The organism is Sphingobium anseongense, from assembly GCF_037725245.1.
Lineage (GTDB): Bacteria > Pseudomonadota > Alphaproteobacteria > Sphingomonadales > Sphingomonadaceae > Sphingobium.
Genome location: NZ_JBBJUL010000002.1, coordinates 240,934 through 252,501 on the forward strand (window position 1 = coordinate 240,934; position 11,568 = coordinate 252,501).

The following is an 11,568-nucleotide window of genomic DNA, read 5'->3' on the forward strand; positions in this document are numbered from 1 at the left end:
GGAGGATGGGTTCCTATGCATAGGCCTTTGAAAGCACCATCGGTCGCGGCCGCGCGTCGCGCTGCCCCACTTTCGTCCCGTTCGTCAGTGTGCGTTCATCTTCGGCCCGCCGAAGGAGGGAGGTGAGGAAATTGCCGCCGGGATCGTCGAACGTCATGGCATCGCCATGCGTGTGCGCGTTCGGGCGGGCCGGAACGATGGAGATTATGATGCGGGATGCCCGCCACCTGTTATCCTATGCCTGGGTGGCCTTCGTCCTCCTGCTCGCCAGTTGCGCGACGCCACCGCCCTATGTGCCGCCGCCGCAGGTGATCCCGACGGTCATGCCGTTGCCGCCCATGGGTGCAGCGGAGAATATGGACCTTCCCGACGCGGACGAGCAAGGACGCTATATCACGCCCAACCGGGGCATGACGGGGCAACAGGCGTTGTGGCACGTACGGATGGCCCTGAACGTCGCGGCGCTCAGTTGCCATGGGTCGGACCGGGCGATGGCCACGCAATATAATCGCATGCTTCACACTCACTCGCTGGCGCTGTCGCAGGCGAACATAGCGGCGGATGCGATCTATGCTCTCAAATATGGTGTCAACGCCACGCTGATGCGCGAAAAGGTCAATACGATCGTCTATAATTATTTTGCTCTGCCGCCCGCGCAAAAAGCCTTTTGCCAGACAGCCCTGGCGGTCGTGACCACCATCAACGGCCTGACGCCACAGGCGCTGTTCGCCTATGCACCGCAGGCGCTCGACATGCTGGAAAAGCCTTTCCAGCAATTCTGGGAAGCCTATGCCGATTATCTGCGGCGGCTGGAGGAATGGCGTCGGCGCTTCGGCCGACCATCGGTCAAGGTCCTGCCGTGCCCGGACAGCGACCCGGACTGCACCGGCACCAGTCCGCCGCCTCCGCCGGCCGCGCCCGCAGGCGCCTACCCGATTCCGCCCGAACAGCTTCAGGCCGTGCCGCCGTCCCGGATGCCAGCGGCAGACTGAATGCGATACGCACCGGCCCGCGCCCCGCCCGAACAGTGGATGCGATGACTGTGAACCTCACATTTTGCCCGAAACGCTGAAAATGTCGCGCTTCGCGCTATCCGCCTTGCAGGCCCATCACCATGGAACGATCCTGTTCGGGAATCAGCCCGTCGAGGACACGCCAGAAGCCGGTCACCGATCCCTGGCCCGCCTGCGCATAGGCAGCGCCCATTTTTTCGCGCAGCGCGCGGAAACATTCCGCTTCGAGCGCCGCGCCCTCGGCGGTCAGCCGCAGCAGCTTTTGCCGCCGGTCGCGAACGCCAGGCCGCGCCTGGACATAGCCGCGCTCCGACAGGTCGGTCAGCACGCGTCCGAGCGACTGTTTGGTGATCGCCAGCAACCGCAGCAGATCGCCAACGCTGAGGTCGGGCTGGCGCGAGATGAAATAGAGCGCGCGATGGTGGGCGCGGCCCAGGCCGAGCGTCGCCAGTCGCTCGTCGATGGACCGGGTCAAGGCGGAATAGCCGAAATACAGCATTTCTATGCCGCGCCTGACTTCGGCCTCGCGCAGGAACAGGGGCGATGCCGCCGCCATTTGCGCGGGGGCCGGGGACGATGACGTAACGGGGGCAGTCATGACAGGGCAGGATGATCCGATGCGGCAGACGATCCTGCCATCATGCCGCCCGCAGGCCGCCGTGGCTACAGCTTTTCGCCCGATCGGCTCAGCGGGCATCGTCCACGCTCTTTCCTTTCGCGCATCAGCCGCTATATGGCGCTCTCGATCGTCCGGAACGGGCGTATGCTGGGGCGTCGCCAAGCGGTAAGGCAGCGGCTTTTGATGCCGCCATGCGCAGGTTCGAATCCTGCCGCCCCAGCCAACGATTCCTACTATTGAGTTCCTCGCTGACGGATTGGGTGCGGCTATTCGCTACAAGCCTGATCTGCTGAATCTCGGAAAGTTCAGTGAAACTAAGCCTTTCCGAGCGGTTGACGTTCTTCCCCGATCCTCTGTTCGCCGACACCTGCAAGATGCCTGCAAGGTCGCCGAACAAGTCGATGCTCAGGGCGCTTGCGTCCTCATTTGGCGTGAGGACGATCTTTTCAATCAGCGTCCTGATGAGCTTCACCGATTCTTCGCGATGCTCGGACTGATTGATAGATTGGATAAGGCGTTGTACCTCTTGATGATAACGCTCCGCCATTCGGGGATGCACATAGACAGGTGATTCCTGTGCATTCGACAGGATATCCTGCAAAGACAGTTTCCGCTGCTGAAGGCCGTTGATCTCATCGCGGATCAGGACGGGATCAATGCCATTTTTGATGGCGGTCACTAACTTGGCGATCGAGCGCTCGACCCGCTCCAACTCTGCACGGCTTGCAATGGCTGAGGCATTTCGTTCCATGCGAAGGCGATTGATATGGGCGGTATATTCTTCGCAGAATATTTTGCAGAGGTCGGAATTCATGAGGCGCGTGCGAAGCGCGCCGAGCACCGCTTCCTTTAATTTGCGTTCACTCATAGTCAAACGATTGGTGCAGGTGCCCTTATTGCGTGCGCCGGCACACCCGTATTGGGTTTCGGAAACTTTCGCGAAGCCACCACCACAGCATCCGCATTTCAGAAGGAAGGAAAAGAGCTTTTGAGGGCGGCGTTGGGCGGTGTGATTGCCCTTTGCGTCCAGCTTCTTTTGCATGTTCCTGACCTGTTGCCAAAGGTCATCACTGATGATGCGAAGTTCCGGCACATCCGCACGGACCCAAGTGGATTCATCATTCAGTCGGCCGTTTTCCCTGCCTGTGTCTGGGTCTTTCGTGAAAGTCTGCTTTCCCCAAATCTGGCGTCCGACATATAATTCGTTGTTCAATATTCCTGTTCCGAGACGGCGGTTTCCGATGATCGTACTGGCGGCCCATGTGCGCCCTCCTTGCGCCGGAATGCCTTCGGCATTGAGTTCGCAAGCGATCTTTCGCGGTGATTTACCCTTCACGTACTCCAAGAAAATACGATGGACGACGGTCGCTTGATCTTCATTGATTTTACGCAGGCCGCTCACGCGGTTTCCCTTGGTATCGTAACGGGGTTCGATGTCGTAGCCGTAGGATTTTCCGCCAGCGCTCTCACCATTCAGCGCACGTTGCTGGGGGCCCCGATGCGTTCGCCGGGAAAGGTCTTTCAAATAGAGGGCCGACATCGTGCCTTTCAGCCCGATATGCAGTTCAGAAATTTCCCCTTCTATAAGGGTGATGATTTGAATGCCCCGGTGCCGACAGCGTTTGTGAATATGCGCGATGTCTTCTTGGTCACGGCTCAGGCGGTCGATCGATTCGGTAAGAAGGACATCGAACTGTCGATCCATCGCGGCTGACAGGAGCGATTGCAGGCCGGGGCGCATCATGTTCGCGCCGGTCAATGCCTTATCTTCAAACTTGCCCACAATTTCCCAGCCTTCAGCCTCCGCTCGTTGGCGAAGCAGACGGAACTGCTGTTCGATGCTGCTGTCCTTTTGGTTCTCGGAACTGTAGCGAGCGTAAAGCGCGGTTTTGATCATGATGAAGTCCCTCCTTGGGGAGCTTCATTATAACCAAAGCTGGCTTCGTTGACGAATACGTTGTAATCGTTTTCCGCAGAAATCCGCGCTAGATGACGAACGATTTCAGAAAGCTTTCCGAAATATACATCTGAACCAGTGTGCTGAATTGCATCACGGCTCGTGTTTTTTTGGCGGTCGTTTTGGGTTTTGTTGATATCGTACATGAAGGAATTAAATCCTAACATAACTCCCGCCAATTCGTGCCGCTCTTTTGTTGTGCAGCGCACAATCTCAGGGTGGAGAATGGCGGAAAGCCTTGCTGAACCCTGACGTAGCGGGCCAAAGCCTGTAATACCCGGACAGAGGCAGGGTACATGCGGGGGTATGATGGCAATCGACTGGCTCACGGCAACGGTCGAGCAGCGCAAGACGCTCTATCGCGTCGTCAAACGCCTTCTGGCGGAAGAAGGCCTGAACTGGAATGATTTCTATTCGTCCGTGTTGGGCAAGGACGTGCGTGTCGGCGGGGGGTATGAGGACAATTTCCGCGCCGGGCGGATCGGGCGCGATAAGGCGCAGCGGATTGTTCGGTGGCTTGCAGCGGAATACCCGCATCATGCGGCTCGGCTGAAGCAAGATGCGAACGCGGGCGCGCCATCCGGTGAACGCTGGCTATCATTTGTAGCACGGCATCGCCGTTTTGAACGCGTGGCGGCAGTATTGCTGCCAGAACCCTCCATCGGGATCGTGGCCTTTGCAAAGCCCGAACCGCTAGCCCGTCCGGTCATACCGCTGGGCGCGCCATTTTGTTTCGAGGTTGAGAGCGACAGGCAAGGCGCGGTGATCGCGTTTCAGAGCGTCGGAGATGAATGGTATGCACTACCGTTGCGACCGGACGGTTTGAGCGAGACCATCGCCGGAGGTCGTCAGTTCCTGCCGCGTCAGGCGAATGGTGAACCCATACCCTTGTCCGAGGATGTGCAGGACGGGCGGCACGGTTTTCTATTCCTGATCGCCTCCATTGAGATGATCAACGCGGTTTTGGATGTGATACCCGCAGGGGTAATTTATCCTCCATCTCTCGACCGGATCGCTGACATCGCGGCAGCAGGGCCATGCGTTCCATCGCTCCTGCGTATCAACCTGCTGTTTGCCAAGTAGGCGTATGGCGGCAAGAGATATGCGGAGTAGCCGATGATAGACGCCGTACAACTTCGCCCGATCGCGGGCGATCCATGCATTATGTGGACCGGTATTGAGGATATGCAGCGGCCCATACGCCGAATTTTCAGATTGGAGGCCTTTCGCGAAATCTTGCGCTCAGGGCAGATGACGTTGACGGCCCCGCATGTTTGGGACGATCCGCAGGAAGACCCTGTTGCGCACTGCATGATGGACGGCTTACGCATCGGCAAGCATCCTCAGCAATCATTGTCAGCTTACCTGGCCCCGGCATGGGCACAATGCTGGTCGCTCAATCCTGGCTCGGATACGTTGCTTCGCGCCTATTCGCGAGTGCGAATCGACAATGACACGCGGCGAAATCGGGGTCAGGACGAAGAAGGCGTCATCGTGAAGACGACGCCTCATCGGATGATTCAGGCGATGAAGGGCTGGCATCAAGCCAAGCTTGCAGGCCATTTGGTCATCGGCAAAGTTCAGTATAATCCGGCGAACGCCATCGGTGACCAGATCGTTCGCATAGTGCATAGCGATTACGGCCCGCAGTATTTCAGGACGGTGCAGGGTCGGGCCGACTCGCTCATTTGGAAGCGCGATTATTTTGCCCACGAGCAAGAGGTGCGGATTCTCAATATCGTTGCTGAGCCGGGAGATGTCCGTCCGGATTTTTTGCCGATGCCCATCAATCCTAATGAGGTGTTTGAGGAGATCAGCTTTGATCCACGGCTGATTTCCTTCGAGCGGATGGAAAGGGAGAGAGAAATCAAGGAGCTTGGGTTTGCAGGCAGCATCACCCATGACCTCAGTTATATGCGGACAGAGTATCTCATTCCAATGGAGCGGGAATGGGCTGCACCGTAATCTGTTCAGATTTTTGGCATCGCTGGTAGCGCGTTCGTCAATATATTGAACTGAGCTTTGATCTCCGCATGAAGACCATTGAAGCCGTCGATGGTGCGGGCATATTCGGCATCCAACACCGCCACCAGATGCAAGAGCCGATCGCGCGGCATGGGATGCGTCATCTGGTTCAGCGTGTCCATGTGCCGCTGATATTCTTCAAACAGCCAGGTCATGATGTACGCACCAAGGATCGAGAGCGCGAGGCGCAGGGGTAGTTCCATTGCGGCAATACCGGGCAGGTTTTCCGCCCCGGCAAATTGCAGGCCGATGCATTCGCGAAGGGCGACGGCGTCGGCTTCCAATTCCATGGTGTGCCGCATCGCGCGCGTTTCGTTACCTTGCCCCGATGATCGCCGAAAGCCCACCAGTTCGAGCCGCTCCGGCACTTCATGCAGCCGCGTGTCATGGCCGTCTTGTTGCAGGCGCAGGACATGGCCAAGCCTGCAATGCGCCAGCTCATGCAGCCAGACAAAGCGCGTCATCAGCATGGCGAGATACACCGCCGTGATATGACGCTCGGCGTCCTTGGGGACGCGGTGACGATCAACGTCAGGCGTGATCGTGCCGCCTGCCAGTGTCCGGTCGAGCAGGAACAGGCCGGGCGCTTCACCGCTCATGGGCGGAGGTGAGTCTTCCCCGGCGGCGTTGCCGATCATGGGCAGGAAGGCGCTTTGCGTGAAGGCATAGAGGGCGAAATCCATCATCGTCACCAGAAGCGCCTGATGCATGGCGATGTAGTGAATGCCGTCCATATGGTCGGCAAACGCGCCGGGCGTCATCTTCTCGATGAAGCCGGGCACGATGATCAGATCATCGTCGCTGCCCGTCGCCAGCACACCCCCGCGCAGCAGAGCTGTGAAGCTGTCAAGCGATGCGGCGAAGGCCTGTTCCTCCGGGTTGCCGAAGTCTGGGGCAAAAGGCGTGCCACCCAGATGATCGCAAACATAGCTGTTGAAGGTTTGCATGAGCATCAGTCTGCCGAGTGATCATTCCTGCCAATGTGTCTCAGGCCGCCTCAATGAGGGTGGCATTATGCCCGGCCATACCATGTCCCCTTGCCCATGCCGTGCTGCGTAAGATGATTGGCGGCCACTAAAGCCTGCAAATGCTTTTTGGTCGTGTGCCGATTGGCATTGGTCAGTTTAATAATCTGACCAATGGTCAGCCGCCCATGCGCTTTGGCCAATTCAAGAATCTGAATGGACAGGTCGGGCAGCGTTTCGATCATGATCCGTTCGCGCTCGATCTTTTGTTGAAGCCGCGCTTTTTGCTGTTGTAGGGCGCGCAGAAAGAAATGAACCCACGGCGCCCAGTCGGGCACATCGCTGCGGATCGTGCCCTGTGTCCGGCGCAGGGCCATGTAATAGCCCTCTTTGCTTTGCTCGATCACGCTTTCAAGGGAGCTATAGGGAACATAGGCATAGCCGCTGCGAAGCAACAGCAGGGTGGTCAATACCCGCGACAACCGCCCATTGCCGTCTTGAAACGGATGGATTTCAAGAAACACCACCACAAAAATGGCGATGGTGAGCAGAGGATGCAATGACCGCGCGGCCAGTATGTCATTGTACCACGTCACCAGTTCGGTCATGAGATGCGGCGTGTCGAACGGCTTTGCCGTTTCAAAAACGATCCCGATTTCCTTACCGTCCGCATCGAACGCGCTGACACGGTTGGGATTGGTTTTGTAAGAGCCGCGATGCCATGCGTCCTTGGTGCTGTGAACCAACAGATCGCGATGCAGTTGCTTGAGATGGTTTTCGGTCAGGCTGATGGCGTCGGCGTTGGTGAAAACCAAATCCATCACGTCGGCATAGCCCGCCACCTCTTGTTCGTCGCGGGTAGCGAACTGGCGGATTTCCAGATTGGACAGCAGCCGTTCGACTTCCTTGTCCGACAGCCTGCTTCCCTCAATGCGGGTGGAAGAGCCGATGCTTTCGATCGTGGCGACGCGGCGCAACGCCGATAGGCGTTCCGGGGCGAGAGTTCGCAATGCCGTCCATGCGCCTTTGAACTCATCCAGTTCGGCGATGAGCGAAAGCGTCTCGGTGGTGATGGTCAAGGCGTCGATTCTGAACGGCATAGCTATAAATATAGCCATAAATATCCAAAAAGACAATTATCAGTGAGCCATAACCTTATCCATAAATATCCATATAGCTTAATGGGTGATCCGTCACCTTCGCAAGGAAGGTGGCTCTATAAATCAGGCAACTGCCCACCGATTTTCGCATCCTCTGTCTCTGCCTGCTGCTGGGCATCCTGCGCGGCTTGCGCTGCGCTGTTACGCTGATCGCGCAAACCAACAGCGATGCGCGGATTGCCGAGCCGGTAATGCGCGACACAGGCGATGTTCTCATTGGTGCCGTTCGGAATCACTTCCAGCGTCATGAACAGGCGAAGGCGCTCTCGTGTGGAGAAGGCTTCCGGGTCTGGCGCTCTGAACCCCCGGATGAGAATTGTAGGGTCAATGCCCATCATGGGCTTGAGCGGCGACCCATAGCACAAGGCTGTCAATGACAGGCCGAGATCGCTGCTGTCATCGATCGCGACAAAATCATCCGCCGAATACCACTCGTCGCTGAACGAACTGACTTTCGGTCTGCCCTGCGGCGTCACCAGCGCGCCTCGCGCCGGGCCGCCGTCTTCCATCATTCCCACCAAGGGTTCATCTGTGGTCGTGCGAGGCTTCAATGCGCCTTGCTGGCTACGACCCACGGCCTTGCGAACCAGAGTGCCATCGAAGGCACAACTGCGCCCGTGAAAATAGCCGCAGCTCTTTTCGCTGACAGTCAGTCTGGTCCCGTTCTTGCGATAGGTCATCACGCATGTTTCCATCCTTTCAAGGACGGGTATGCGCAGTTCCATGACGTTGCCGCTGGCGCTGGCCGCGCCGCGAACCGAGCCCCCGCAGCCGCTGGGAGACCCGTAGATGGTGTGATCAATTGTGTAATTGCCGGGACTGGTTTGCCGGATCGTCGCGACGGCTTTGCCGCCGTCCGACGTGCCGCCATATTCTCCTGCAAAACCGCCACCCGTCTGCGCATCGCCGCGCTGGGCGAGATTGACGGCTGCAACGGTGGTGCAGATCAAGGCCGCACCGATCATCATCCTATGCTTCATCATATCTGTCTCCATCAAGTTTGCGGGCTGCTACTGCGCGCTCTGCGCAGCGCGTTTCTGACGCGCGGCCTCGAACGCCGCCGCCTTTTTGGCTCTGATCGCGTCGGTCTGACGGTTTTGTTCTGCCGCGCGCGCGTAGCGGGCATTGCAAACCTGTTCTGCTTTCTCATACCGGAGCTTGCAGACGGGCAAGGCCTGGGCGGACAAGCCGATGCAATGCTCGGCGATCAGTTCGTTCCGCTCCTGAACGCATTCCCTGAAAACGATGTGCTGGGCCGAAAGGGGCGCAGCCGATCCCATTGCGACGGCCACGGCCGCCACGCTTCCAAACCTCTTCATGATGATGGTCCCCTGATAAAAATGCTTCCGGTCATCAGACCGGAAGCCCAGAACGATCAGCTCTTCTTCTGCGTGGCTTCCTGCTGCCGCTTCGCAGCGGCAACGGCCTCATTGGCGTGATCGTGGCTCAAGCCCTTCGACCGCCAGTCGGTATAAGAATTAGCGGGTGAAGCTGCGCCTTGCTGACCAGCCCAGTTGCTTTCCGTCATTTGCTGTCTCCCTCAATGCGGTCCCAAGCGACCGCATTCGAGAACTACACGTATAAGTGCGACTCGCCGCTGAACGGAACTTAAAAGTGTGAATCACACTTATGAGATGTGGTGATTTGGTCAGCGGGAGGCGACCCCACAATATGTGGAAACCGATCAAGACCTTGTTCCCTTGGGAGAAGCCGTGCGGCGGTTGCGCAAAGAGCGCGGCCTGACGCAGGAAGATTTGTCCGGCCTGACCGAACTGCACCGCAATCATATCGGCGGGATCGAACGCGGGGAGCGGAATATCACCGTAAAGACGGTACTGGCGCTGGCGCGGGCCTTGGCGGTTTCGCCTGATATGCTGTTTATTGAATATCAAGTTATCTAGATGAGTGCCGCTTTTGCTAAACTAGAACAGAACTCAAAAGCAAAGATGGATAATTACTTGAGCCTGTTACAAATCGCAGTGATATTTTGAACTGGGTTGTCAGAGAAGATTTTTGACCTTGACCAGCTGGGATATGAAATAGCTGAAGCGACGAGCGCGCCAGCAAGCACGACTGATGTATTCAAAATAATTTCATTGGCAATTCTAAAGGCATTTTTGGGGGCGTCATGATTGAAACTCATTCAAATAAGAACTCATTTTCCAGAAAAATGCTATTATTTAAGGTTACTGGGTATATAATTTCAACAATTACTTTAATAATAAGTTTATATTCCTTAAAAGAGCCTAAATATATACCGGGAAAAGACCTTACAGAATCTAGCATCAGTATTTTACATACTGGCCTTGTGCAAAATCAAGCAGCGCTAGTAGGGGCTTTATCTGGATTTGCTATTTTCTTGCTTATAGAGATGTGCGGGAGTTTGCTTGAATCTAAAGCAAGGGAGGAAGATCAAATAAATCTTCATAGAGATATCAAGAATATAGTAGAAGCATCCGCTCATATTAAATACGTTGGCCCTAGTAATTTAATAAACCCGATTATAAGAGAGGCTGTTTCAAGGGCAACACATATATCTAATACATTTATGAACATGGGAGAATTTTCTAAACTAGACGATAAGATTGAAAAACAGATTGTATCTGTCTATGAAATGTTTCTAAAGGATAGGTCTGGAAATCAATGGACTGATATCGTTAGCGCAAACGAAGTTCATGATTTTAGGCATAAAAAGATATTTGAATACGGTTATAGTGATTTTGGCATACATGAAATTTATTTGCTGAGAAGCAATATGCCAATAATCAACTATGTTATATTGAGGAACCCATCACTGGGATACAAAGAAGTATTTTTTGGATGGATAAACGATTCATCTTCTATGATTTCACAGATTTACAGGAGCACTCATTCCGGAATAGTGGATATGTTCCAACGTCAGTTTGACGCGATGAAAGATGGGAAGCGGCATGAAAAATGGGTGCAAAATTACAGTATGCCTGCATCTGAAAGGCGCCCTCATAATGGCCATATGGTCGATAAAAAGGGACTTTGGGCCACCAAGTTATATGATCTCTCGGGTTCGTTCCGCAGTAACGGTCTAATTCAAATTAAGTTTGAAGATGGAAAAGCAATAATAAGAGGGCTACTGCAAAAGGGAGGAAATTTGCAAGAGGTGAGACATTATAAAAATGTAACCGTAGATGGAAGTAAAATATATTTTGATTATACTGAATCAAGAGGAGTGAACGAGGGTAAGGGCCTCTGTGAATATAATTTTTTCATAAACTTTTCAATAGAGTGTATTAATGGGTATATTTATGAGCATCCAGCCGAAGGATCAGGTAGAATTTTCGGTGTCAGAGTCGATGAAGAATTTGATTTTGACAAAAGGGATATATCAAAGTTCAATACGTTAGCTAGAAAGTATGCAGCGATTATTGAAAAAGTTAAGTAGTGTTTGTAATAATAACCCTATTTTGATCGAAACATATCGGGTCGTTCGACAAGAGATTTGAAATCCCGCTCGGCTTTCCCCTGATCGCCAAGCCGTAGATTCTCTCTGTGGAATGTTAGCCGCTCATGCATCTGTGGTTGATCCATCCGCACGTTCACATTGATGTTGATGTCAAGATTCTGTTTCGCGCTCACGGTGCGCGTGATCCCCTTCATCCCCGGCGGCGCAAGCCGGGGATGGTCGAGGCGGAATAGCTTGGGTGGCGTCGGTTTCGGCGCGGCGTTGTCCTGATCGCGGATTTGCGGCGCTTTCAGATCGCGCATGGTGAAACTGGTCTGCCCAACATCGAGCGCGAACGGCTTTTTAGGTTTGCCATCGGTCATGGTGACTGACTCCGTGACTGGAGGGGGA

Annotated in this window: 14 protein-coding genes, 1 tRNA gene and 1 pseudogene; 6 read left to right on the forward strand and 10 right to left on the reverse strand. The window is 55.0% G+C overall.

The annotated features are described in order from the left end of the window. Positions 1-13 precede the first annotated feature (13 nt). Positions 14-157 carry a hypothetical protein gene (locus WG908_RS03400; RefSeq protein WP_340185165.1) on the reverse strand — a complete coding sequence of 48 codons (144 nt, stop codon included), beginning with the start codon at positions 155-157 and terminating at the stop codon, positions 14-16. A 49-nt stretch (positions 158-206) separates the two neighbouring features. On the opposite strand from WG908_RS03400, the gene WG908_RS03405 reads away from it, so the two are divergent. Further along, positions 207-992: a hypothetical protein gene (locus WG908_RS03405; protein WP_340185166.1), complete on the forward strand. Its 786-nt coding sequence runs from the start codon at positions 207-209 to the stop codon at positions 990-992. A gap of 97 nt (positions 993-1,089) precedes the next feature. Here the strand turns inward: WG908_RS03405 and WG908_RS03410 are convergent, their stop codons facing one another. Next, complete coding sequence (locus WG908_RS03410; protein WP_340185167.1) at positions 1,090-1,611, reverse strand: MarR family winged helix-turn-helix transcriptional regulator; 522 nt, start codon at positions 1,609-1,611, stop codon at positions 1,090-1,092. A gap of 169 nt (positions 1,612-1,780) precedes the next feature. Here WG908_RS03410 and WG908_RS03415 point away from each other — a divergent pair. Next, positions 1,781-1,855: transfer RNA gene (locus WG908_RS03415), tRNA-Gln, on the forward strand. 612 nt (positions 1,856-2,467) lie between these two features. Here the strand turns inward: WG908_RS03415 and WG908_RS16525 are convergent. Beyond that, positions 2,468-3,529, reverse strand: a pseudogene (locus tag WG908_RS16525) (recombinase family protein); the annotation flags it as partial. Beyond that, positions 3,526-3,735, reverse strand: coding sequence for a hypothetical protein (locus WG908_RS03425; protein ID WP_340185169.1), 210 nt, complete (start codon positions 3,733-3,735; stop codon positions 3,526-3,528). The pseudogene WG908_RS16525 and the gene WG908_RS03425, both read right to left, overlap by 4 nt. 160 nt (positions 3,736-3,895) lie before the next feature. Between WG908_RS03425 and WG908_RS03430 the strand changes: the two genes are divergently transcribed. Then, positions 3,896-4,672 (forward strand): hypothetical protein, encoded by a 777-nt coding sequence (locus WG908_RS03430; RefSeq protein WP_340185170.1) that lies wholly within the window; start codon positions 3,896-3,898, stop codon positions 4,670-4,672. A gap of 33 nt (positions 4,673-4,705) precedes the next feature. Beyond that, positions 4,706-5,554: a hypothetical protein gene (locus tag WG908_RS03435; RefSeq protein WP_340185171.1), complete on the forward strand. Its 849-nt coding sequence runs from the start codon at positions 4,706-4,708 to the stop codon at positions 5,552-5,554. 5 nt (positions 5,555-5,559) lie between these two features. Here the strand turns inward: WG908_RS03435 and WG908_RS03440 are convergent, their stop codons facing one another. From WG908_RS03440 to WG908_RS03460, 5 genes are all read right to left on the reverse strand, one after another. After that, entirely contained in the window at positions 5,560-6,567 is a 1,008-nt protein-coding gene (locus WG908_RS03440) for a phage exclusion protein Lit family protein (protein WP_340185172.1), read from the reverse strand. Between the two features lie 59 nt (positions 6,568-6,626). Continuing rightward, a complete protein-coding gene (locus WG908_RS03445) occupies positions 6,627-7,658 on the reverse strand; it encodes a Fic family protein (protein WP_340185173.1) in 1,032 nt (343 codons plus the stop codon). Positions 7,659-7,795: 137 nt separating this feature from the next. Continuing rightward, positions 7,796-8,722 carry a hypothetical protein gene (locus WG908_RS03450; protein WP_340185174.1) on the reverse strand — a complete coding sequence of 309 codons (927 nt, stop codon included), beginning with the start codon at positions 8,720-8,722 and terminating at the stop codon, positions 7,796-7,798. Between the two features lie 27 nt (positions 8,723-8,749). After that, complete coding sequence (locus tag WG908_RS03455; protein ID WP_340185175.1) at positions 8,750-9,058, reverse strand: hypothetical protein; 309 nt, start codon at positions 9,056-9,058, stop codon at positions 8,750-8,752. A 56-nt stretch (positions 9,059-9,114) separates the two neighbouring features. Next, positions 9,115-9,267, reverse strand: coding sequence for a hypothetical protein (locus tag WG908_RS03460; protein WP_340185176.1), 153 nt, complete (start codon positions 9,265-9,267; stop codon positions 9,115-9,117). Positions 9,268-9,412: 145 nt separating this feature from the next. On the opposite strand from WG908_RS03460, the gene WG908_RS03465 reads away from it, so the two are divergent. Further along, on the forward strand, positions 9,413-9,640 hold the full coding sequence (locus WG908_RS03465) for a helix-turn-helix domain-containing protein (protein WP_340185177.1): 228 nt from the start codon (positions 9,413-9,415) through the stop codon (positions 9,638-9,640). A 227-nt stretch (positions 9,641-9,867) separates the two neighbouring features. Further along, on the forward strand, positions 9,868-11,157 hold the full coding sequence (locus WG908_RS03470; RefSeq protein WP_340185178.1) for a hypothetical protein: 1,290 nt from the start codon (positions 9,868-9,870) through the stop codon (positions 11,155-11,157). Between the two features lie 17 nt (positions 11,158-11,174). Here the strand turns inward: WG908_RS03470 and WG908_RS03475 are convergent, their stop codons facing one another. Beyond that, a complete protein-coding gene (locus WG908_RS03475) occupies positions 11,175-11,540 on the reverse strand; it encodes a hypothetical protein (RefSeq protein ID WP_340185179.1) in 366 nt (121 codons plus the stop codon). Between the last annotated feature and the right edge of the window lie 28 nt (positions 11,541-11,568).